Below are 20,932 nucleotides of genomic sequence, written 5' to 3'. Positions count from 1 at the left end.
CCCGAACTGTTTATCCCTCTTGCAGCTTAGCCCAGAAGGGATTTTGCTCACTTTGCAGGGGCGCTTTCATGCCACAACGCCAGCAAATTGGCCGGAATGGCACCATAACGGAGCTGCGGTGTCTGGTGCCAGTCAGCCAGCTTTTGCAGGGCTTTCGCCAGATCCTGTGCAAGCGTGCGGGTCACTCTCACCCCGGCCTCCAGATAGAGGCTCTTGATCTCGAAGATCCCCTGCTGACGATGAGCCTTGGCATCCATCCTGCCCACCAGCTTGCCGCGATGGAGCAAGGGCAACACGAAGTAGCCGTATTGACGCTTGGGGGCCGGGGTGTAGCACTCGATGCGATAGTCAAAATTGAACAGTTCACTGGCCCGCTTGCGCTCCCATACCAGCGGATCGAACGGCGACAAGGCGGTGGTATGGGTCGCCTTGAGGGTGCCCGCCTGTGCCCTTGCCAGCTCATCGGCCAGCGAGGCGTGCACAAAAGCGCCGTGCTGCCACCCCTCCACCCGTACCGGCAGCAGCTCCCCCTCGTCCGCCAGCTGATGGAGCAGGACGTCATATTTGCCGCGCCGCAGCCGATAGTAGTCCGCCACCCAACCAGTTTTGACCAGCCCCAGCGCCCGGCAGCTGGCGCGCACCATATCCCGCTGCGCCTGCTCGACGCTCGGCAGATCCCGCTGGTCATCCCATTCGGGGATGACCCGCTCGGCCAAGTCATAGACCCGCTGAAAGTTGCGCCGCTCCCGCACCATCAGCTGACCGGTGGTAAACAATACCTCCAGATGGCGCTTCTCCGGTTTCCAGTCCCACCAGCCATTCCCCTTGCCGGTTGTGCGTTCAAAGTCAGCCGCCCGCACCGGGCCGTGCTGGCGAATGCGTTCGATAAGCTGGCCAATCTCCTGCTGATGGGTAGCGAGCCAGTTGGCCGAAAACTTCCAGCCCATGGCGACGGGGTCGAGCATCCGGTGGCGCAGCAGCCGATAATCCTCGCGGGGCACAAAGCAGGCCTCGTGGGCCCAATATTCGAAGATCTCGCCGTCAGCCAGCAGTTGCTCCAGCCAACGCGGTTCGTACTGGCCAAGCCGGCTAAAGAGCACCAGATAGGGACTGCGCGCCACCACCGAGATGGTATCGATCTGCAGCAGCGCCATGCGGCGAATGGTCGCCAGCAGATCGGCCGGGACAGCCTTGCTGCGGCGGGGGGCGAGCAGCCCTTGCGCCGCCAGTTGCAGATGACGGGCATCTTGCAGTGACAAATGGGTAATCGACATCAACAACCGCTCCCTGGTATCTGACCATCGCGCGCCCGGCGGATGGCCAACAAAACCGGGGGAGGCTCCACGCTGGCATGCCTCCCCCCTTGTGTACCTGCGCCGCTATGAGTGGACCGGGGGCAAGACCAGCTGATTGACCACCAGCATGATCTCTTGATAAGTGGCCTCTACCGTCTCGGGGGTCGGCTCCAGAATAAGGTCATCGGCATAGCCGTTGATGAGCGAGGTGATCTGGCGCGCCAGTCGCCGGGCATCGCCCGCCACAAACTCGCCGCTGTCGATCCCCTTTTGCAGGATCTGCTCCAGCACCTCGCGCCAGGCCAGAATGATTTTGCGGTAGCTCTCGGCAAACACAGGGTCGCGCAGTGACTCGTTCCAGGCATCGAGGTAGATGGCCCAGGAGGCATCCTGACTGGTCGGCAGGTTGTCCCGTACAAAGAGCGGCAACGCTTCGCGGGCCGGCAGCGGCAACAGCCACTCCCGCTGCTCGGCTATCTCCTGATAGGTGAAACGCTCCACGGCACAGAGGCAGAGCTCCTTCCAATCCTTGAAGTAGTGGTAGACGTGGCTGCGCGCCAGACCGGTGCGCTCGGCAATCACGGGTTGACGATGCCGCCATCCCCTTCTCCCGAAACAGGGCCAGTACGGCCTCGATGATCATCTCTTTGCGCTGTTCTGCTGATGGGCGTGCCATCTGACCTCCTGCGATATCAATCGATCTGCTTGACTTTGAGCACTCGCTCAAACAAACTTTGAGCACTCGCTCAAACTTAGCGTTTCCGACATCTTAGGAGATAACCCATGACAACACCAACCACTTCGGCAGCCAGTTGCGACGATCAGGCCACGCCGTTGCCACACTCGGCCGGTCGTTCGCTGGGGGCGATTGCGCGGGCCAATCCCCTCAAGCTGGCAGGCACTTTCTCGCTGGTGGCCCTCGAAAACATCCTGCTGGTGGTCTATCCCCTGTTCGCCGGCTTTGCCATCGACGCCATCGTCAAGGGCCAGTGGTGGCAGGCTTCAAGCTACGCCCTGATCGTGCTGCTGTTCTGGCTGATCGGCGCCCTGCGCCGGGCGGTCGATACCCGCACCTTTACCCATATCTATGCGGCACTGGCGGTGCCGGTGATCCTGACCCAGCGCCAGCAGCAGGAGGGGCAATCCACCATAGTGGCGCGGGTCACTCTGGCGCGGGAGTTTGTCGACTTCTTCGAGAAACATATCCCGATCCTGGCCACCAGCCTGATCTCCATCGTCGGGGCGGCCGTGATGCTGATGGTGATCGAGTTCTGGGTCGGCATCGCCTGCATGGGGGTATTGTTGCTGTTCGGCCTGCTGCTGCCCGGCTTTTCGCGCAAGAACCAGCTGCTGCACGAGCGGCTCAACGATCGGCTGGAACACGAGGTCAAACTGGTCACCCATGCCCAATCAACCAGCCTCGCCCGCCACTACCGCGCGCTGGCCTGGCTCCGCATCCGGATTTCGGATCGGGAGGCACTCGCTTTTCTGGCGGTCGGCATCAGCGCCTCCCTGCTGTTCCTGCTGGCCATCACCATGCTGATGGCCCAGCCCCAGGTCTCCGCAGGCCATGTCTATGCTGTGATGACCTACCTCTGGAACTTTGTCACCAGCCTGGATGAAGGGCCCGGTCTTGCCGATCAGCTGGCCCGGCTGAGAGACATAGGCCGCCGGGTCAACACCGCCCAACCTGATGAACTGATTTGACATTTTGTATCTGTAACCGGAGTAGAAGATGAATCCGACCACCCTTTGCCAACGAGCTTTGACCATGTGCATCAGCTGTTTTTTCCTCGCGGCCTGCGGCCCCAAGATGAGCGACTTTGAGCCCAACACCAGCTACTGGTTCAAGGAGAAACCGGCAGAGGAGAGCGCCCCGCTGGCGCAAGACATGAAGGTGGATATCGCCATCATAGGTGGTGGCTACAGCGGCCTCTCCAGTGCATGGCATCTGGCCAAGGCCAATCCGTCGCTCAAGATCGCTATCTTCGAGGCCAAACAGGTGGACAGCGGCGCCTCGGGCCGCAACGGCGGCATGGTATTGCCGGGCTCCGAGGTGATGGATCTCTACGAGGAGGGGGAAGCGAGCAAGCGCCACTACGATCTCACCGTCGCCAGCATGCGCAAGCTGCAGGCGTTGGTCGCCTCAACCGGCGTCGAGGCCGATCTCAAGCTCGATGGCTATGTGGAGGCGATCCTCGATGAGGAGGATATCGCCGAGTACCGCGACTATGTGAAAACCGCCAATCGCCTCGGCATCCCGCTCCAGTACTGGAACGCCGATACCACCGAAGAGAAACTGGGTACCGACCGCTACGCGGGGGCGGTCTACGACCCCAATGGTGGTCAGGTTCACGCCATGAAACTGGTCAATGCCCTGCGCAAGGCGGTGGAGCAGGCGGGCGTCACCATCTATGAGCAGAGCCCGGTTCTCGGGATCAAGGAGGGCAAGCAGATCGAGCTCAATGTGGCCGACAAGTACAATGTGACCGCCGACAGCATAGTGCTGGCGACCAACGGCTACACCTCCAAGCTTGGCTACTTCAGCGGCCGGGTCTTTCCGGTGCACGCTCAGAGCGCCGTCACCGAACCGCTCAGCAAAAAGCAGCTGGCCGCCATCCAGTGGCAAAGCAAGATGCCCTACTACGACACCCGCAACATCCTGTTCCATCTGGTGTTGACCCCGGATAACCGCATCGTCATCGGCGGCGGCAATGCCGAGTACGTCTTCAACGACGGCCTCAACTACAAAGGCGATCTTAACCGGGTCAGCGAGATGATGATGACCGAGCTGGTGACCCTCTATCCGGCCCTCAAGGGGATCAAATTTGAGCAGGTGTGGGACGGGGTTCTCGGCATGACCGGCGACAGCACTGAAGCGATAGGGGTAATGGGGGATCACAAGAACATCTACTACGCCCTCGGCTACAACGGCCACGGCATCAACCTCTCCTTCCTGTTTGGCGACATCGTGGCCAGCCTCTATCAAGGCAAGGAGCACCCCTGGTTCAACCACGCGGAGCAGAGTCTGCCGATGTGGCTGCCACCAGAGCCGTTCAAGTCAATTGGCGTCAAATCTGCCCTGATGTACTACCAGTGGCAGGACAAGGGCTACAAGGAGTAGCGTCGGGTGAACCCGACGAGTAACAGACGAAGGCACGCCTCAGGGCGTGCCTTTTTGCAATACCGCCACATCGGCGTGGGGGAAGCTGAGCTCGGCCTGCCAGCTGGCGGCCAACACCTGAAACGATGCCTCGGCAAAGAAGACGATGTGGGTCGGGTCGTGGCGATAGCGCCAGTTTTTAAACCGCTCGTCACCGAGCACCCGCTGGGTCTGCAGCACCAGCAGGCCACCGGGCTTGAGGCAATCCCACAACTGCGCCAGCACCGTGCGCGGCTCGGCGATATGCTCTATCACCTCGGTACTGGTGATGAAGTCATACTGACGCGTCAGCAACTCTGGAAAATCGGCGTAGAACTTGTCATACCCCGCCATCTGGTAACCCGCCTCGCGCCCCATCGCCACCAGCGCAGGGCCGGGACCGCAGCCAAAATCGAGGCCACTTGCAGGAGTTGGCACCCGACTCAGCACCTCGCCAAAAGCCCGCATCAAAAAAGTGCGATAACGGGGATCATCCACCCGGTTGTCGTGGCCGTCGTAAACCGCCTTCTCCGCCACCTCATCCAGATGATCGCCCGCATCCAGCCAGACCAGCTCGCACGCGAGGCAGCGATGATAGCGTTTGCCCGCCACCGGCAGGGGATAACTGCGATGGCTGGCACACAGGGGGCAGCTGACGGTGGATGACATGGCGGTTCCTCTTGGGGGCTTCCTGTTGGATAACAGCGGCGCAGATTGCCTGCCCGCTGGCTCGCTGACAACTTTTTTTGCTCCTTAAGGGTTTCTTAAGTTTGCCCTTTTACTCTCAAACCATCGCAAGAGAAGGAGTCACCCATGACCATCGAGATCCAGGCCCCCTACCGATTGCTGCTAGCCAAGTCCCCGCAGCAGGTCATGGCGCTGCAAACCTATATCCAGGCAGCCTACACCCTCGAGTTCAACGCCCGCATCCCCCATTTCCTCCCCTGTCTGCTGGGGCTCTATCGGGCGGACGGGACGCTGGTCGGTGCCTGTGGTCTCAATCATGCCAGTGAGGGGCCTCTCTATCTGGAACAGTATCTGGAGCAACCCATCGAGGCCGCCATCAATACCCGCCTCGGGGTCTATCCGGTACGCAACCGCATTATCGAAGTGGGCAATCTGGCCTGCAGCGAACCGGGCAATGCCCGCCTGATGTTCGCGGCACTGTGTCGCCTGCTGTGTGAAAACGCCCTCGACTACGTGGTCTTTACCGGCACTGCCAAGCTGCGCAACAGCTTTGCCCGGCTGCAACTCAACCCGGTGGAGCTGGCCCCCGCACAGGCCCATCAGGTGGGGGCCGACGCCGACGCCTGGGGTGAGTACTACCGTTGCCAACCCAAGGTGATGGTGGGCGACATCAATCAGGGGCGCGAGGTGCTGGCCCAGCGCAGCCTGCTGCTCAATCTGCTGGCTCCCATGCCTACCCTGTTTGACGATGCCGGCAAGAGCAGTGATAACCAGCCCCATCAAAAAAGGTGCGCCCAATGAGCCTGTTCGACGCCATCGCCAAACATGCCCACGAGGATCCGCAATCCCCTGCGCTGCTGAGCAGCCAGCAGCGTCTCGATTACCAGACCCTGTGGCAACAGATCCAGCGTCTGGCCAGCCAGTTGCAACAGCTCGACATCAGCCGTCTGGCGCTGCAACTGGACAACGGCCTGCCCTGGGCACTGCTGGATCTCGCCTGCACCCGCGCCGGTATCGTTGTCATCCCGGTGCCCCACTTCTTCAGTCAGGCCCAGCAGGCCTGGTTGCTGGAGAGCAGCGGTGCCGATGCGCTGGTGGGCCCACATCATCAGGGGTGGCATGCCGCCGAGCCGCTCTCGCTGATCACCGGCGAGCTGCCACTCTGGCGCCACATACCGGCTAATCGACCGGCGCTGCCCAAGGGTACCGCCAAGATCACCTACACCTCCGGTACCACGGGCCAGCCCAAGGGCGTCTGCCTGTCACTGACCCAGATGATGGCGGTAAGCCATGCGCTGGCCGAGCGAGTCGCGCCAGCCAAGGTAGAAAAACACCTGACCCTGCTGCCGCTGGCGACCCTGCTTGAGAACATCACCGGCCTCTATGTGCCGCTGCTGACCGGCGCCTGCAGCCGCATTCCATCCCTCGGGGAGCTCGGTTTCACCGGCTCCAGTTCGCTCAATCCAGCCATGCTGGGGGAAGCCCTGCTGCGCTGGCCGACCCACAGTCTGGTGCTGGTGCCCGAACTGCTGCGCCTGCTGCTGGCGCTCTGCACCAGCACCCCGACGCTGGCCCAGCAGCTCAAGAGCCTGCGCTTTATTGCCGTCGGTGGCGGCAAGGTGGCCCCCGACCTGATCACACATGCCCGCCAGCTCGGACTGCCGGTATATGAAGGTTATGGCCTCTCGGAGTGTGGCTCCGTGGTGGCGCTCAACAGCCCGGATGCTGACAAGCTCGGCAGCATCGGCCGCCCCCTGCTCCACTGCCAGGTCACCATCGCCAGCGACGGCGAAATTATGGTGAGCGGCAGTGCCATGCTGGGCTATCTCGGCAGCAACGAACCGACTCCCGAACAGATCGCCACCGGCGATCTGGGCCACCTCGATGAAGAAGGCTACCTCCATATCACCGGGCGCAAGAAGAATGTCCAGATCACCGCCTTTGGCCGCAACTTCTCCCCCGAGTGGGTGGAGGCCGAAGCACAGCTCTGCCCCGCCATCGCCCGCATCGTGGTGTTTGGCGATGGTCAACCCGCCAACGTGGCGCTGATCCAGCCCCTGCCGGGCAAAGAGGCGGATCTGCCACGCCAGATCGCAGGTCTGAACCAGCGGCTGCCCGATTATGCCCGGCTGCACCACTGGTTGCCGGTGGCGCTGGATCAACATCCCGGGCTGCTGACCGCCAACGGGCGCCCCCGTCGCAACGAGATTTACCAACACTTTTCCCGGCAAATCAGCCAATGCCTTACAGGAGAATCGTCATGAGCTTCTACCAGACTCTGCAACAAGCCACAGCTCAGGAGCGTGAGCATCTGTTCAACGCCCCCATTATCGAAGCCTGCCGCCGTGGCGATATCAGCCGTGACACCTATCTCGCCTTTCTGGCGCAGGCTTACTACCACGTGCGCCACACAGTTCCACTCCTGATGGCAACCGGCGGCAAGCTGGGTCAGGAGTACGAGTGGGTGCGTGGCGCCATTGCCGAGTACATCGACGAGGAGTATGGCCATCAGGAGTGGATCCTCAACGATATCCGCGCCTGTGGCGGCGATGCCGAGGCGGTGCGCCACGGCCAGCCGGGGCTGCCCATCGAGCTGATGGTCGCCTTCCTCTACGACCAGATCCAGCGCGGCAACCCCATGGGCTTCTTCGGCATGGTGCAGGTACTGGAAGGCACCAGCGTCGCCATCGCTCTCACCGTCGCCGACCAGCTGAAAAAGGGACTCGGCCTGCCACCGCAGGCGATGAGTTACCTGAGCTCCCACGGCGCCCTGGATCAGGAGCACCTCAAGTTCTTTGAATCCTTGATGGATAAGGTCGAGAGCCCGGCAGATCAGGCCGCCATCATCCACGGGGCCAAGGTGGTCTACCGCCTCTATGGCGAGATGCTCTACAACCTCACCGCCACACCGTAAGTCGGCAGCGGATCAGCAGACAGCAAAAAGGGAATCCATACCATGAACCTTGAAGGGAAACTCGTGCTGCTCACCGGCGCCAGCGGTGGCATAGGTGAAGAGCTGGCGCAGGAACTGGCGGCCCAGGGGGCCCACCTGCTGCTGCACGGACGTCGCGGCCCGGCACTGGAGCGGCTGTGCAAGTCACTGCCTCATCCCGAGCGCCATCAGGTGGTGCTCGCCGACCTCGGCTCTGCGCAGGAGCGGGCCAAGCTGTTGCAACACCCTGCGCTGGAGAATGGGATCGACATCCTGATCAACAACGCTGGCTGCAACCAGTTTGCCTGGCTGGAAGATCAGAGCTTTGAGCAGGTGGAGCGCCAGCTGCTGCTCAATATCGAGGCGCCCATCCAGCTCACCCGTGCCCTGCTGCCAACCATGCGCAAGCCGGGGATCATCATGAACATGGGCTCGAGCCTGGGCAGCATCGGCTACCCCGGTTACAGCGTCTACTGCGCCAGCAAATTTGCCCTGCGCGGCTTTAGCGAAGCGCTGGGACGGGAGCTGGAGGGCAGTGGCATCAAGGTGCTGCATTTTGCCCCCCGCGCCACCCGCACCAAGCTCAACTCCGAGGCCGCCTACGAGATGAATGCAGCGCTCGGAACCCAGACCGACAGCCCGCAGGAGGTGGCCGAAGAGGCGGTCATCGCCCTGTGCAACGAAACCCGCCGCAGCTGGCTCGGCTGGCCGGAAAAACTGTTCGTGCGGCTCAATGCCCTGCTGCCCGGCATTGTCGACAAGGCGCTGGCCAGACAGCTGCCGATCATCAAACGTTATGCCCGTCATCTTCAGCCAGGGACGGCTGATGCCGGCGCAAACAGTGCGCCACAACCAGACTTGTCCCGCCCGATCCCGACCAAGAAGGAGCATTAATATGAACTTTTTCCGTCAATCAGTGACCTCTTGTGCCATCGCCATCCTGCTGGGGTCCTCCTCGGTCATGGCCGCGGATGATGCCCTCGTCCCCATCCAGCAACAGTGGGCCGTCTGCCAGTATCAACAGAGCGGCAAGGCGAAAGAGAGCTGCCTCGAAACCTTGAGCACCCAGGCCGAAGCGGCCAGCGCCAAGGAGCCTTTTCGCGCCGATCTGCTGATCTGGTCGGCCATCGTCAAGAGCACCTGGGCGGGGGCCAAAGGGGGGCTGGGGGCACTGGGTCTGGTGAAAGAGGCCAAAGCCAAGCTGGAGCTGGCACTCAAACAGGATCCCAAGGCGCTGGACGGCTCCGCCTACACCAGTCTGGGCTCCCTCTACTATCAGGTGCCCGGGTGGCCGGTCGGCTTTGGCGATGACGAAAAGGCGGAGCAGCTGCTCAAGCAGGCGCTGTCCATCAATCCGGATGGCATCGACCCCAACTTCTTCTATGGCGACTTCCTGCTGGATCTGGGTCGCAAAGCCGAGGCCAAAACCTATCTCGACAAGGCGCTGGCCGCCCCGGCCCGCCCGGGCCGCGAAGTGGCCGACGAAGGGCGCAGAATGGAGATCCGCGATCGACTGGCCAAGCTATAAAACCCTGATGGATCAAAGAACTATTTAAACTCTGCCCACCAGCTTGCATACTGGTGTGCAGGGTTGTTTATGCCACGGCACGCCCTGGCGCTGAGCCAGATCGCCACACCCAACAAACCAAGGGAGAAAAGAATGCGGATCCTGCTGGTGGAAGATGATGTGATGCTGGGGGATGGTATGCAGGATGCACTGCGCCATAGCGGCTATACGGTGGACTGGCTGCAACAGGGGTTGCCCGCTCTGGCAGCCCTCAAGAGCGACGAGTTCGCCGCCCTGATCCTCGATCTCAATCTGCCCGACATCGATGGCCTCAGCCTGCTGCGCAAGTTGCGGCGTGAAGGACACCAACTGCCGGTGCTGATCCTCACCGCCCGCGATGCGCTGGACGATCGGGTGGTCGGCCTCGATGCCGGCTCCGACGACTACATGGTCAAACCCTTCGCCCTGCAGGAGCTCAACGCCCGTCTGCGAGCCCTGGTTCGCCGCAGCAAGGGGCAGTCTCAGGCGGTACTGGAGTATGGCGACATCCTCATCTATCCAGAATCCCAGCAGGTCACCTATCAGGGGGAGGCGGTCAAACTCACCCCCCACGAATACAAGCTGCTGCAGGAGCTGATCAGCCAGAGCGGCCGGGTGCTGAGCAAGGATCAGCTGCAACAGAGCCTCTACGGCTGGGATGAAGGGGCCGAGAGCAACGCGGTAGAGGTGCATATCCACCATCTGCGCAAGAAGTTCTACAGCGACCTTATCCGCAATATTCGCGGGGTCGGATACATCATTCCCCAGCTCGAACAGCCAAGCCGGACACCCGCACGATGAAACGTCCCCGCTCCATTCGCCGCTTTCTGCTCACCGGTATCCTGACGCTGGTGAGCCTGAGTCTTACCATCAGCGCCTTTATCGGCTACATGGAGGCGAGCCACGAAATGGAGGAGCTGTTTGATGCCCGCCTCGCCCAGTCGGCGCGCATCACCAACCAGCTGCTGGCCCGCTATATGGCCCAGCAGGGGCAGTTGCCCGCCAATGGCACCGTCTATCAGGAGTGGGAGGCGCAGAACCCCGATGAGTGGCAAAAAGATCCCAGCCTCAACCTGACCGGCGAGGATCGGGAGATCACCCCCTACGGCCACGAGTTCGAACGCAATCTCTACTTCCAGCTGCTCGATGAAAAGGGCGGCTTGCTGCTGCGCGCCCCCAGCGCCCCGGATCAGCCGCTGGTCACCCTGGCCATCGGCTTCGACACGGTCGAAAAAGATAATCACCAGTGGCGCACCTTCACTCTCTACAACCAGCAGGAGCAGACCTGGCTGGTGGTGGCCGAGCGGGACGACGAGCGCAGCGAACTGGCCAGCAAGATGGCCACCCTCACCATGCTGCCGCTGCTGATCACCCTGCCGTTCCTGCTGGCCCTGCTCTGGTGGCTCATCACCCGCGGGCTGGCCCCCCTTCGTCAGCTGGCCCAGGCCATCAGCGAACGTCACCCCGCCAACCTGAGCCCCCTCAGCCTCAAAATAAGCGCTCAGGAGCTGACGCCTCTCACCAACGAGATCAACCGCCTGATGCAGGCACTGGCGGAGACCATAGAGCGGGAGAAACAGTTCACCAACGAGGCGGCCCACGAGCTGCGCACCCCGCTGGCGGTGCTGCGGATCCACAGTGAAAATGCCCTGGCTGCCGAAGATGAAGTGAGCCGCCAGCAATCCCTGCACAAGATGCTGCAGGCCCTCGACCGCAGCGATCGGCTGATCCGCCAACTGCTGACCCAGGCCCGTATCGACAACCAGCAGGGGTTGGTATTGACCGAGCTGGAGGTGGGTCATCTGCTGCAAGGCACCCTGGCGACGCTGGCTCCCATCGCGCTCAAGAAGGATCAGCAGCTGTCGCTGGAGTGTGAAGTGCCGCAGCTGGTGATGGGGCAGGCCACCCTGCTCGAACTGCTGTTCAGTAATCTCATCGACAATGCGCTGCGCTACACCCAGCCGGAGGGCGAGATCAGGGTGCGGGTTCAGCGAGAAGGCAACCGGGTGAGGGTGGATGTGAGCGACAACGGCCCCGGCATTCCCGCCAGCGCCTTGCCCCGGCTGTATGAACGCTTCTTTCGGGTCAATCCCCAGCAGGGGGATGGCGTGGGGCTCGGCATGGCCATCGTCTCGCGCATCGCCCAGTTGCACGGCGCCGACCTCGATGTCCACAACCGGCCGGAAGGGGGGCTGGAGGTGAGCGTGCTGCTCCCGCTGCCGCCGGCAAGATAAGCGATAAGTAAAGAGCCCGCGATGCGGGCTCTTTACTTTCAATGACAATCTGGCTGCACGGTAAAGGTTCGACTGGAGTCAACCGGACCCAGCCCCGCCAGCAGACGTCGGCCCAGCAGCACCGGATAGATCATCTTGCTGCGATCCCGCAGGGTGAACCACTCCTCATACACCTTGTCCCCCAGACAGATGGACATGGTCACCGTTGGCCGCTGCTCCATACCGCCCGCACCACGCACCGTCACGCTGCGCTCGACCCGCCGTTCGAACTGTTGTTTGACCAGTTTGCCGCTGTCGGCATCGGTCACCACCAGCATGAAGCGCACCCAGTGCTTGCCATCCCGTTTGAATCTGGTGATGGAGCGTGCATCGAGGGAAGAGGTGAGCGCCCCGGTGTCGAGTTTCATCTTCACCGCCACGCCGGTGGGCAAAATAAGTCCCTTCTCGATCCAGCCATAGCTGGTCGGGGTCTCTGCCAGCACACTGCCACACAGTGCCAGCATCAGGGTGATCCCCACCATCATCTTGCCCATTTTACTGCCCTGCCTTGTCAATCCTGCGCCCAGATCTACCACAGTCCCATTGTGGGTCAATCCGATTTATTTCAGTTACTTGGATAATGCCTGTCGGGTCGGGAGAGAGATGACAAAGAGTGGCCGAACGGCGGCCCAAGCGGGCGGGAATATCGAAGGAGAGCAAGGCACCGAACGGTGCTGGATGAAGCTTGTGGCCAACCTCAGGTTGTGACGCCAAAGGCTACCACAACAATGAGCGAATTATCAGTCTTGTTCTGAAGGGATTTTTGCCTACACTGTTGTAAACCGGAGGGCCTGAAAACCACCGGTTTTTTTGCGCCTGCCGAAAATTTGCCACTGCAAAAGTGACTTTCAACAAGGCTCAATAAGGAATTTGTAATGCGTATCGAAGAAGACTTGAAGCTCGGTTTCAAGGATGTCCTGTTCCGCCCCAAGCGCTCTACTCTCAAGAGCCGTTCCCAAGTAAGCCTGACCCGTCAGTTCACCTTCAAACACACTCAGACCCAATGGCAAGGCGTACCCGTTATCGCCGCCAACATGGATACCGTCGGCAGCTTTGCCATGGCACGCACGCTGGCCGGTTTCGAGATGATGACCGCGGTACACAAGCACTACAGCCTTGAGCAGTGGCAAGCTTTCGTCAACGAGACCGATCCGGCGCTGCTGGGCCATGTAATGGTTTCCACCGGCACCTCGGCTGAAGATTTTGCCAAGACCCGCCAAATCCTCGCCATGTCCGAAGCGCTGCGTTTCATCTGTGTCGATGTGGCCAACGGCTACTCCGAACACTTCGTCGAGTTCGTGCGCAAAATTCGTGAAGCCTGCCCCAACCACGTCATTCTGGCGGGCAACGTGGTGACCGGCGAGATGGTCGAAGAGCTGATCCTCTCCGGCGCCGACATCGTCAAGGTCGGCATCGGCCCGGGCTCCGTCTGCACCACTCGCGTCAAGACCGGTGTCGGTTATCCGCAGCTCTCCGCCATCATCGAGTGTGCCGATGCGGCCCACGGCCTCGGCGGCCAGATCGTCGGTGACGGCGGCTGCACCTGCCCGGGCGACGTCGCCAAAGCCTTCGGCGGCGGCGCCGACTTCGTCATGCTGGGCGGCATGTTGGCAGCCCACGAGGAGTGCGGTGGCGAGATCGTCGATGTAGACGGCGAACCCTTCATGAAGTTCTACGGCATGAGCTCCTCCAGCGCCATGGACAAGCACGCCGGTGGCGTCGCCGAGTACCGTGCCTCCGAGGGTAAAACCGTGCTGCTGCCCTACCGCGGCCCGGTCGAGAACGCCGTGCGCGACATTCTGGGCGGCGTGCGCTCCACCTGTACCTACGTCGGAGCCAGCCAGCTGAAAGAGCTCACCAAGCGCACCACCTTTATCCGGGTACGCGAGCAAGAGAACAACGTCTACGGCAAGGAGTAACCTGCCACAGACCGCCGTCACGCGCTGACGGTTAGAAGCCAGTCAACCGGTGTGCTACCCTGCGCACCGGTTTTTTTGCATTTGGAACCCCGAGCCATGACCACTCCCCTGCCCCCGTTTGACTGGGATATCTTCTGCTGCGTCGTCGACAACTTCGGCGACATCGGCGTCACCTGGCGACTCGCCCGCCAGCTAAAACGGGAGGGGAATATTGCGGCACATGGCAATGAGGTTCAGGTGCGGCTCTGGGTGGACGATCTGGCAAGTTTCGCCCGCATCTGCCCCGGGCTCGACCCAGCGCAGGATGGTCAGTGGGTCGATGGGATCTATATCCAGCACTGGCATGAGACCCTGCCGACCGACATGACACCGGCCAGAGTGGTGATCGAGGCCTTTGCCTGCGAACTGCCCGCCCCCTTCATTGAACGAATGGCCGAACTGATGGCGAGCCAACCCAAGCCCCCCTGCTGGATCAATCTGGAGTACCTCTCGGCGGAGAGCTGGGTCGAGGATTGCCACGGCCTTGCCTCACCACAGCGAGTTGGCAACCAGAGCCTCAACAAATACTTCTTCTTCCCGGGCTTTACCGCTAAAACCGGCGGCCTTTTGTGCGAGCATGACCTCATCACCGAACGGGAGCAGTGGCAGCAAGATGATGCGGGACTGGCAGCCTACTGGGCCAGCCTCGGTTTGCCGCCCAGACAAGAGAACGAGCTGCGGGTCAGCCTCTTTACCTACGAGAGCGATGCGCTGCAAAGCCTAGTCGAGAGCTGGTGCCAGAGCTCCACGCCCGTCACCCTGCTGTTGCCGCTGGGGCGCTCGCTGCAAGATGTGCTGCGCGGCGCAAGCCTTGAAGATACCATCACCACCGCCAAGGCGGGGGATCTGCTCCACTCGGGCAACCTCACCATCAAGCTGCTGCCGATGACCGATCAGGCTGGTTACGATCGACTGCTGTGGAGCTGCGATCTCAATCTGGTGCGCGGGGAGGACTCCTTCGTGCGGGCCCAGTGGGCAGCACGTCCTTTCCTCTGGCATATCTACCAACAGGAGGAGGAGGCCCATCTGATCAAGCTGGAGCAGTTCCTCGACCACTATCTTGCTGATCTGCCTGCCGATTGCGCCCAATGGCTGCGCTGCTTCAATCTGGCTCTCAACCGTGGTGAAGATTGCCGCGAACTCTGGGCCCAATGGCCGCAATACAGCGCGATTTGGCAGCAACATGGGCGACTCTGGTCACAGAAGCTGCTCCGGGATGGGGATCTCGTCACGAGGTTGGTGAAATTTCTGGAAAGCCGTATATAATCTGGCAGTTTTTATCCGTCCGTTTCACGAACAGGAATTTTTTACATGAAAACCGCTCAGGAAATCCGCGCTGGTAACGTAGTCATGATCGGCACCGAGCCGATGGTGGTTCAGAAGGCTGAATTCAACAAATCCGGCCGTAACTCCGCCGTGGTCAAAATGAAGCTGAAGGGCCTGCTGAACGGCAGCGCTACCGAGACCGTCTTCAAGGCCGACGACAAGCTGGACGTTGTTCAGCTGGAACGTAAAGAGTGCACCTACTCCTACTTCTCCGACCCCCTGTATGTCTTTATGGACACCGAGTACAACCAGTACGACGTAGAGAAAGACAACCTGGGTGACGTGCTGAACTACCTGGTAGACGGCATGGAAGATCTGTGTGAAGTGACTTTCTACAACGAGAAAGCCATCTCCGTAGAACTGCCGACCACTATCGTGCGCGAAGTTGAGTACACCGAACCGGCAGCCCGTGGCGACACCTCCGGTAAAGTGACCAAGCCTGCCCGTCTGAAAGGCACTACCTACGAGCTGGCTGTTGCCGCTTTCGTAGAGATCGGTGACAAGATCGAAATCGATACCCGCACCGGCGAATTCAAGCGTCGCGTCAACTAATTGACCGCTTTGAATTGATTACAAAAAAGCGAGCCACCGGCTCGCTTTTTTATTGCCTCCGAGTTGCCATCACACCACCCGCCTTCAGAAAATCCCGCCGCCGCCGCTAACCCAGATAACCGGGGGAGCACACTATGGCCAGATTATCCTTATCACTGCTGTTATTGACCTTGCTGGCTGGCCATGGGGCAGAGGCGAGCGAGGTTGCGCCCCCCGTTGCCGAACCTATGCCCCTCGACCATTGGCAAGCCAGCGACTGGAAAGGGTTGCCCGATGCTACCCAGATCGACAAGCAGACGGTGCTGTTCGCCAAACACGACAGTGAAAACTATCTGGGGCTCGCCATTTTACTGCCCGACTGGCAGCGCAGCGGCCAGCTCTGGCAACTGACTCGCGCCCTCGGTCGACTGGGCTTTGATACCCTGCTGCTGCTCCCCTCCCCCCAGCAGACCGAACTGGACCCAGCCGCCGAGAAAAAAGCGAAAAACAGCGATGCATTTCGCAAGCAGTTTGCCGAGCGGATCAGCAAGCTGGCCGATGCCAAGCTGCAGGAGGGGGGCTTCAAGCTGATCCTGGCGCAAGGTACCGGCGCCGCCTGGACTGCCAACCTCATCGCCAGCGAACAGTTGCCTGCCCCCGATGCACTGGTGCTGCTCGATGGTTTCTTCCCTAATCAGCAGAGCAACCAGACCCTGGCCAAACAGGTGGCTCAGGCGGCCATCCCCACCCTGGACCTCTATCAGGAGGATGGCGGTCGCTGGCCCCTGCTGGCGGCCGAAGCACGCCAGACCGAGAGCCGACGCAGCCACAAGCTCAACTATCGCCCCTACGCCCTGATGGAGCTGGAGGAAACCCCCACCCGCATTCAGGGCTGGCTCAACCATCTGGGCTGGCTCTAAACCGGCCGCCACCGTGGCGCAATAAAGCGCGCGCCAGCTCACATCTGCCGGATAAAGCCCAACCCTACCACGGCGATGGGCTGGCTCTGACTGCATCCTCTTTGGCATCATGGCCTCTCGAACCTGAACAATGGCAGGAAGGTCCATGCAGCAAATCGTATTTCTCGACAGCGATACCCTGGATGCGGGCATCACCCTGCATCACCCCGACTTTCCCCACCACTGGCAGAGTTATCCCTGCACGGCCCCGGAACATGTGGTTGAACGGCTCAAAGATGCCAGCATCGCCATCATCAACAAAGTACGGATCGGCGCCGCCGAACTGGCCCAGCTGCCTGAGCTCAAACTCATCGCCTTGGCCGCCACCGGCAGCGACAACGTGGATCTGGAAGCGTGCCGCGCCGCCAACATCGGGGTGTGCAATATCCGCAATTACTCGGGCCCCTCGGTGCCGGAGCACGCCATGGCGCTGATGCTGGCCCTGTCGCGCAACCTCTTCTGCTGGCGCCAGTCGCTGCTGGAGGGACGCTGGCAACAGAGCGGCCAGTTCTGCTTTTTCGACCACAACATCATGGATCTGCACGGCAAGCAGCTTGGCATCGTCGGCAAAGGGACACTCGGTCAGGCGCTCGGCGAGCGGGCCAAAGGGATGGGGATGACAGTGCGTTACGCCCAGAGCCAGGTCGGCGCCAGTCACGACGAGGATCGCTTGCCCCTCGACGAGTTGCTGCAAAGCTCGGACGTCATCAGCCTGCACTGCCCGCTCACCCCCTACACCCGCAACCTGATTGGCGAGCGGGAGCTGGATCTGATGAAACCGGGCGCCCTGCTGATCAACGTCGGCCGTGGCGGGCTGGTGGATGAGGAGGCGCTGCTGCAAGCGCTGGCCAACGGCCGCCTCGGTGGCGCCGGTTTCGATGTGGCGAGCGTCGAACCCCCGCCCCCCGACCATCCCTTGATGAAAGCGCTGCAATACCCTCACTTCATTCTGACCCCCCATGTGGCCTGGGCCAGCGAGGAGTCTATGCAGCGTCTCGCCGATCAGCTGATCGACAACATCAACGCCTTTGCCGCCGGTCGCCGTCAGCACCGGCTGGTGTAACCGCACAAGCGAGTAACCGCAAAATCGAGTGACCACACCATGCAAAACGGGACCAACAGGCCCCGTTTTGCATCTTCCGCACTCACTGCACACGCATCAATTGTCGTCGTGCCATCTGTGCTTCTTATGCTTTTTGTACTTCTTGTGGTGCTTGTGATGGTGATGATCGTCGTCATCATCGTAATAGCGATCCTGACTCTGGTGGCCATCGCCGGTCTTGGCACCGATGGCCGAACCACTCGCCCCGCCGACCCCGGCGCCGATCAGCTGACCGGTATCGCCACCAACACTCTTGCCGATAGCGGCACCGCCCAGCGCCCCCACCGCGCCGCCAATGGCCGCACCTACCAGCGCACCGGTATCTCCCCCCAACTCCTTGCCGATCATGGAGCCCGCCACCCCGCCCGCCCCGCCACCAAGAATGGTGTTGAGAGTTTCCGAACCGTGGGCCGCAGTGCTGCCCAGCAATAACGCCCCCAACAGAGCCAGAGCACCGATGCCACGCGTACTCATATCCATGGATACTCCTGTCAAACCTGATTAATAATCAGCAGCACTATACAAAGAGCTATCAGGTTCGCCAGCCAACAGAAAACAGGGATGCGACAGTCGATGGCAGTACAGTCACAGCCAACACAGGAAGAATAGAATCAACCTATTGAATTAAAACGTGAAAATGAACATTGAACCAGACGGTCACGACAAAGTGACCGATAACCTGGCAGCCGCGTCCTGTCGAATAGTCAGCGCGCTGGGACAAAAGCTGTCAGTCAAGGCCCCCTGCCACCCCTTCAGCCAGGTGCCAGCAGTTCCGGCCAGCCTCCTTGCTGCGGTAGAGGGCTGCATCAGCCCGCTCGAAGATAGGGCCGGCGGCAGGAGAATAGCAGGCGCCGCCGGCACTCAGGGTGATCGGCCCATGGTGTTCACGCCACTGTTGCTGACGCACCAGTTCAAGCAGACAACCGAGTTTCTCCGCCAACTCATCCTGTGGCTGTTGCAGCAGAGCGGCAAATTCATCCCCGCCTATCCGGTAAACCGTACTCACCCCCAGCACATCAGCAAGACAGTTGGCCACCCGACACAGCACCTGATCGCCGAAGGCATGGCCCTGGCTGTCGTTGATCCCCTTGAAGTGATCGACATCAAACAGCAGCAGCCAGAAGCACGCCCCCCTCTGCTCCAGTGCCGCCTTGTGCTGCTCGAAGGCTCGTCGGTTCATGATACCGGTCAGGGGATCCCGCAACAGCGCATCCTGCCCCTTGAGAAAACTGGCCCTGACCTGATCGATCTCGTTCAGGCTACGCCGCACGAACCAGGTCTTGGGCTCACTGACAGGCGCTGAACGCTCCAGATCGCGCACGATGCCGGTCAATGAGCCCGACACCAGCTCCTGCTCCTGGCGGAAGATCCGCACCAGCAGACTCAGGCTGCAACACCAGATGGCAAACAGAGAGAGCAGTGGAAAAACCACCATCTGCAACGCATCGTAGAGGCTGTCACGAAACAGTACTGGCGGCAGATAGATGTTGAGATCCCAACCAATATCCGCCAGCTCACGCTTGATATAAGTCCCATGCCACAGCACATCCAGGCCGAGCCACTGCTGACTCTGATGCTGCTTGATGGTGTTGGTCGCCAGCAGATCCATATTGCTGCCCACTACCAGCTGATCAGTGTCACGCAAGGTCAGATAGAGTGCCGCCTGATTACTACCGACCGTGCGCTGCAGCGCCTGCTGCAGCGAGTCGAATGACATGTCAACCATCAGCAGACCCAGCAACTGCCCCTGCTCGTCCCTCACCCGTTTGATCAGGCTGAGAATCAGCTCCTGAGTATTGTATTCAGGGTAGGGGCCAAACCAGACGGGCTCGTCGCCCGGCATGGCGGTCACCTGATACCAAGGGCGCAGCGCTGCCTTATAACCTGGGGGCGCGAGCCACTCCGGGTAACTGTCGATGCGATCCGCTTTCAGGTTGTAAAAGTAGATATAGTGGTTGCCGGGCTTGATCTGATGGGCAATAGCCCAGATGGGAGAGTCGGCCGGCTCGCCGCGGGCTATCTTCTCCTTGTCTAGGGAGCCCTCCAGCACTGCCAGTTGCCGCTCATTGACCTTCACCATCTCGTGGATCAAGGACGCCTCAACGGAGGAAGCCATGTGACCGAAGCCGGATACCGTCATGTCGATATCCCGCAGATAGCTGGCAATGGCCATGATGATCGTCACGATCAGGATCAACAAGCCAAGCAGTGCGGAGAGGGGGGCCAGCACATAGTAACGCTTGTTGAGATACGAGCGGCTCACATGACATCCGAACAGGGGAAAACATAGCGGGATTGTGCGAGAGAAAGGAGAGTGAATCATTGATTAATATCACTTCAACGCCCCTTTAATGACATTTCCAATACTAACAAAACATCAAGGTTCGCAAACGAATATCAACTGACAGGAAAAACGCTAGTTACCCCGGGTTAACCCCGCTCTGCATTGCGGGTGTTATAGTCTATACCTGACGCGGCCGGCGCTGGACACACCGTCCATCACCGGCTGCAACGCCAAGCAGAACAAGGAGATGTTATGAGCAGTCCGTTTATCGAACAGATCAAAGCACGTCGTACCATCTATGCCCTGGGCAGCCAGGTGTCCCATACACCGGAACAACTGACGGCCCTGATCCAGGATGCCATCAGGCACAGCCCCTCCTCCTTCAATTCCCAGAGCTCCCGCGCCGTCATCCTGTTTGGCGCCCAGCACCATAAGCTGTGGGATATCGTCAAAGCCGAGCTGAAAAAGATCGTGCCGCCGGAGGCCTACGCCCAGAGTGAGGCCAAGGTGGATGGCAGCTTCCGCGCAGGTTTCGGCACTGTGCTGTTCTTCGAAGACACCGACGTCATCAAGGATCTGCAGCAAAAGTTTGCCCTCTATGCAGACAACTTCCCCATCTGGTCGGAACATGCCACCGGCATCGCCCAGTTTGCGGTCTGGACCACCCTGGCCCAGGAGAAGATCGGCGCCTCCCTGCAACACTACAACCCCCTCATCGACGAGGCGGTACGCAAGGAGTGGAACCTGCCAGCCAGCTGGCTGCTGCGTGCCCAGATGCCCTTTGGCAGCATCCAGCAACCGGCCGGCGACAAGACCTTCATCGACGATGCCACCCGTTTCCGCGTTTTCAAATAACGGCCAGATAGCAAAACGCCCCCGCATCTCGGGGGCGTTTTT

Annotated in this window: 21 protein-coding genes; 15 read left to right on the top strand and 6 right to left on the bottom strand. The window is 60.7% G+C overall.

The genetic code is table 11. The features are described 5' to 3' along the window. Positions 1-47 precede the first annotated feature (47 nt). Together ACTG2G_RS16765 and ACTG2G_RS16760 are read right to left on the bottom strand one after the other, a co-directional pair. Positions 48-1,274 (bottom strand): winged helix-turn-helix domain-containing protein, encoded by a 1,227-nt coding sequence (locus ACTG2G_RS16765; RefSeq protein ID WP_429204373.1) that lies wholly within the window; start codon positions 1,272-1,274, stop codon positions 48-50. Positions 1,275-1,379: 105 nt separating this feature from the next. After that, positions 1,380-1,877: a TetR family transcriptional regulator C-terminal domain-containing protein gene (locus ACTG2G_RS16760; RefSeq protein WP_439985650.1), complete on the bottom strand. Its 498-nt coding sequence runs from the start codon at positions 1,875-1,877 to the stop codon at positions 1,380-1,382. A gap of 201 nt (positions 1,878-2,078) precedes the next feature. On the opposite strand from ACTG2G_RS16760, the gene ACTG2G_RS16755 reads away from it, so the two are divergent. Further along, positions 2,079-3,002, top strand: a complete 924-nt coding sequence (locus ACTG2G_RS16755; protein WP_439985649.1) for an ABC transporter six-transmembrane domain-containing protein — start codon at positions 2,079-2,081, stop codon at positions 3,000-3,002. Between the two features lie 64 nt (positions 3,003-3,066). Continuing rightward, entirely contained in the window at positions 3,067-4,419 is a 1,353-nt protein-coding gene (locus ACTG2G_RS16750; protein WP_439985648.1) for an NAD(P)/FAD-dependent oxidoreductase, read from the top strand. A 39-nt stretch (positions 4,420-4,458) separates the two neighbouring features. On the opposite strand, the gene ACTG2G_RS16745 is transcribed toward ACTG2G_RS16750, so the two are convergent. Next, positions 4,459-5,106 (bottom strand): class I SAM-dependent methyltransferase, encoded by a 648-nt coding sequence (locus ACTG2G_RS16745; protein ID WP_439985647.1) that lies wholly within the window; start codon positions 5,104-5,106, stop codon positions 4,459-4,461. Positions 5,107-5,250: 144 nt separating this feature from the next. On the opposite strand from ACTG2G_RS16745, the gene ACTG2G_RS16740 reads away from it, so the two are divergent. The 7 genes from ACTG2G_RS16740 to ACTG2G_RS16710 all read left to right on the top strand — a co-directional run bounded on the left by ACTG2G_RS16740 (position 5,251) and on the right by ACTG2G_RS16710 (position 11,836). Next, a complete protein-coding gene (locus tag ACTG2G_RS16740) occupies positions 5,251-5,925 on the top strand; it encodes a thermostable hemolysin (RefSeq protein WP_421386181.1) in 675 nt (224 codons plus the stop codon). After that, positions 5,922-7,388 carry an AMP-dependent synthetase/ligase gene (locus ACTG2G_RS16735; protein WP_439985646.1) on the top strand — a complete coding sequence of 489 codons (1,467 nt, stop codon included), beginning with the start codon at positions 5,922-5,924 and terminating at the stop codon, positions 7,386-7,388. The genes ACTG2G_RS16740 and ACTG2G_RS16735 overlap by 4 nt, the downstream gene beginning before the upstream one ends. Next, positions 7,385-8,038 carry a TenA family transcriptional regulator gene (locus ACTG2G_RS16730; RefSeq protein ID WP_005354042.1) on the top strand — a complete coding sequence of 218 codons (654 nt, stop codon included), beginning with the start codon at positions 7,385-7,387 and terminating at the stop codon, positions 8,036-8,038. The genes ACTG2G_RS16735 and ACTG2G_RS16730 overlap by 4 nt, the downstream gene beginning before the upstream one ends. Before the next feature lie 42 nt (positions 8,039-8,080). Beyond that, positions 8,081-8,950 (top strand): SDR family oxidoreductase, encoded by an 870-nt coding sequence (locus tag ACTG2G_RS16725; protein WP_421311450.1) that lies wholly within the window; start codon positions 8,081-8,083, stop codon positions 8,948-8,950. A gap of 1 nt (position 8,951) precedes the next feature. Beyond that, positions 8,952-9,584, top strand: a complete 633-nt coding sequence (locus ACTG2G_RS16720) for a tetratricopeptide repeat protein (RefSeq protein WP_439985645.1) — start codon at positions 8,952-8,954, stop codon at positions 9,582-9,584. A 132-nt stretch (positions 9,585-9,716) separates the two neighbouring features. Next, entirely contained in the window at positions 9,717-10,403 is a 687-nt protein-coding gene (locus ACTG2G_RS16715) for a response regulator (RefSeq protein WP_439985909.1), read from the top strand. Further along, entirely contained in the window at positions 10,400-11,836 is a 1,437-nt protein-coding gene (locus tag ACTG2G_RS16710) for an ATP-binding protein (protein ID WP_421323973.1), read from the top strand. Before ACTG2G_RS16715 ends, ACTG2G_RS16710 begins: the two co-directional genes overlap by 4 nt. Positions 11,837-11,874: 38 nt before the next feature. On the opposite strand, the gene rloA3 is transcribed toward ACTG2G_RS16710, so the two are convergent. Next, entirely contained in the window at positions 11,875-12,369 is a 495-nt protein-coding gene (gene rloA3 / locus ACTG2G_RS16705; protein ID WP_421386178.1) for a retropepsin-like aspartic peptidase RloA3, read from the bottom strand. 381 nt (positions 12,370-12,750) lie between these two features. On the opposite strand from rloA3, the gene ACTG2G_RS16700 reads away from it, so the two are divergent. From ACTG2G_RS16700 to ACTG2G_RS16680, 5 genes are all read left to right on the top strand, one after another. Further along, positions 12,751-13,794, top strand: a complete 1,044-nt coding sequence (locus ACTG2G_RS16700; RefSeq protein ID WP_005348017.1) for a GMP reductase — start codon at positions 12,751-12,753, stop codon at positions 13,792-13,794. Positions 13,795-13,890: 96 nt separating this feature from the next. Then, on the top strand, positions 13,891-15,099 hold the full coding sequence (gene earP / locus ACTG2G_RS16695; RefSeq protein WP_429204380.1) for an elongation factor P maturation arginine rhamnosyltransferase EarP: 1,209 nt from the start codon (positions 13,891-13,893) through the stop codon (positions 15,097-15,099). Between the two features lie 45 nt (positions 15,100-15,144). Next, positions 15,145-15,711, top strand: a complete 567-nt coding sequence (efp, locus tag ACTG2G_RS16690) for an elongation factor P (RefSeq protein WP_005335100.1) — start codon at positions 15,145-15,147, stop codon at positions 15,709-15,711. 134 nt (positions 15,712-15,845) lie between these two features. Continuing rightward, positions 15,846-16,610, top strand: coding sequence for a DUF3530 family protein (locus ACTG2G_RS16685; RefSeq protein ID WP_421386176.1), 765 nt, complete (start codon positions 15,846-15,848; stop codon positions 16,608-16,610). Between the two features lie 145 nt (positions 16,611-16,755). Next, positions 16,756-17,712 carry a D-2-hydroxyacid dehydrogenase gene (locus ACTG2G_RS16680; protein ID WP_136501335.1) on the top strand — a complete coding sequence of 319 codons (957 nt, stop codon included), beginning with the start codon at positions 16,756-16,758 and terminating at the stop codon, positions 17,710-17,712. 96 nt (positions 17,713-17,808) lie between these two features. Here the strand turns inward: ACTG2G_RS16680 and ACTG2G_RS16675 are convergent, their stop codons facing one another. Both ACTG2G_RS16675 and ACTG2G_RS16670 read right to left on the bottom strand, forming a co-directional pair. Beyond that, positions 17,809-18,231, bottom strand: a complete 423-nt coding sequence (locus tag ACTG2G_RS16675; protein ID WP_439985644.1) for a glycine zipper domain-containing protein — start codon at positions 18,229-18,231, stop codon at positions 17,809-17,811. A gap of 247 nt (positions 18,232-18,478) precedes the next feature. Next, positions 18,479-20,014 carry a diguanylate cyclase domain-containing protein gene (locus ACTG2G_RS16670; protein WP_421386174.1) on the bottom strand — a complete coding sequence of 512 codons (1,536 nt, stop codon included), beginning with the start codon at positions 20,012-20,014 and terminating at the stop codon, positions 18,479-18,481. Positions 20,015-20,287: 273 nt separating this feature from the next. Between ACTG2G_RS16670 and ACTG2G_RS16665 the strand changes: the two genes are divergently transcribed. Further along, positions 20,288-20,890, top strand: a complete 603-nt coding sequence (locus tag ACTG2G_RS16665; protein WP_216953036.1) for a nitroreductase family protein — start codon at positions 20,288-20,290, stop codon at positions 20,888-20,890. The last annotated feature ends 42 nt before the right edge of the window (positions 20,891-20,932 follow it).

Source organism: Aeromonas sp. 55A, from assembly GCF_051919665.1.
Lineage (GTDB): Bacteria > Pseudomonadota > Gammaproteobacteria > Enterobacterales > Aeromonadaceae > Aeromonas > Aeromonas veronii.
This window is presented reverse-complemented; position numbering and strand designations above follow the sequence as displayed.

Excerpts from the sequence above, each read along its gene's own strand:
- ACTG2G_RS16730 (WP_005354042.1), top strand. The coding sequence starts at position 7,385 with ATGAGCTTCTACCAGACTCTGCAACAAGCCACAGCTCAGGAGCGTGAG.
- ACTG2G_RS16700 (WP_005348017.1), top strand. The coding sequence starts at position 12,751 with ATGCGTATCGAAGAAGACTTGAAGCTCGGTTTCAAGGATGTCCTGTTC.
- ACTG2G_RS16675 (WP_439985644.1), bottom strand. The coding sequence starts at position 18,231 with ATGGATATGAGTACGCGTGGCATCGGTGCTCTGGCTCTGTTGGGGGCG.
- ACTG2G_RS16735 (WP_439985646.1), top strand. The coding sequence starts at position 5,922 with ATGAGCCTGTTCGACGCCATCGCCAAACATGCCCACGAGGATCCGCAA.
- ACTG2G_RS16745 (WP_439985647.1), bottom strand. The coding sequence starts at position 5,106 with ATGTCATCCACCGTCAGCTGCCCCCTGTGTGCCAGCCATCGCAGTTAT.
- ACTG2G_RS16765 (WP_429204373.1), bottom strand. The coding sequence starts at position 1,274 with ATGTCGATTACCCATTTGTCACTGCAAGATGCCCGTCATCTGCAACTG.
- efp (WP_005335100.1), top strand. The coding sequence starts at position 15,145 with ATGAAAACCGCTCAGGAAATCCGCGCTGGTAACGTAGTCATGATCGGC.
- rloA3 (WP_421386178.1), bottom strand. The coding sequence starts at position 12,369 with ATGGGCAAGATGATGGTGGGGATCACCCTGATGCTGGCACTGTGTGGC.
- ACTG2G_RS16680 (WP_136501335.1), top strand. The coding sequence starts at position 16,756 with ATGCAGCAAATCGTATTTCTCGACAGCGATACCCTGGATGCGGGCATC.
- ACTG2G_RS16665 (WP_216953036.1), top strand. The coding sequence starts at position 20,288 with ATGAGCAGTCCGTTTATCGAACAGATCAAAGCACGTCGTACCATCTAT.
- ACTG2G_RS16685 (WP_421386176.1), top strand. The coding sequence starts at position 15,846 with ATGGCCAGATTATCCTTATCACTGCTGTTATTGACCTTGCTGGCTGGC.
- ACTG2G_RS16720 (WP_439985645.1), top strand. The coding sequence starts at position 8,952 with ATGAACTTTTTCCGTCAATCAGTGACCTCTTGTGCCATCGCCATCCTG.
- earP (WP_429204380.1), top strand. The coding sequence starts at position 13,891 with ATGACCACTCCCCTGCCCCCGTTTGACTGGGATATCTTCTGCTGCGTC.
- ACTG2G_RS16750 (WP_439985648.1), top strand. The coding sequence starts at position 3,067 with ATGTGCATCAGCTGTTTTTTCCTCGCGGCCTGCGGCCCCAAGATGAGC.
- ACTG2G_RS16740 (WP_421386181.1), top strand. The coding sequence starts at position 5,251 with ATGACCATCGAGATCCAGGCCCCCTACCGATTGCTGCTAGCCAAGTCC.
- ACTG2G_RS16725 (WP_421311450.1), top strand. The coding sequence starts at position 8,081 with ATGAACCTTGAAGGGAAACTCGTGCTGCTCACCGGCGCCAGCGGTGGC.
- ACTG2G_RS16710 (WP_421323973.1), top strand. The coding sequence starts at position 10,400 with ATGAAACGTCCCCGCTCCATTCGCCGCTTTCTGCTCACCGGTATCCTG.
- ACTG2G_RS16755 (WP_439985649.1), top strand. The coding sequence starts at position 2,079 with ATGACAACACCAACCACTTCGGCAGCCAGTTGCGACGATCAGGCCACG.
- ACTG2G_RS16715 (WP_439985909.1), top strand. The coding sequence starts at position 9,717 with ATGCGGATCCTGCTGGTGGAAGATGATGTGATGCTGGGGGATGGTATG.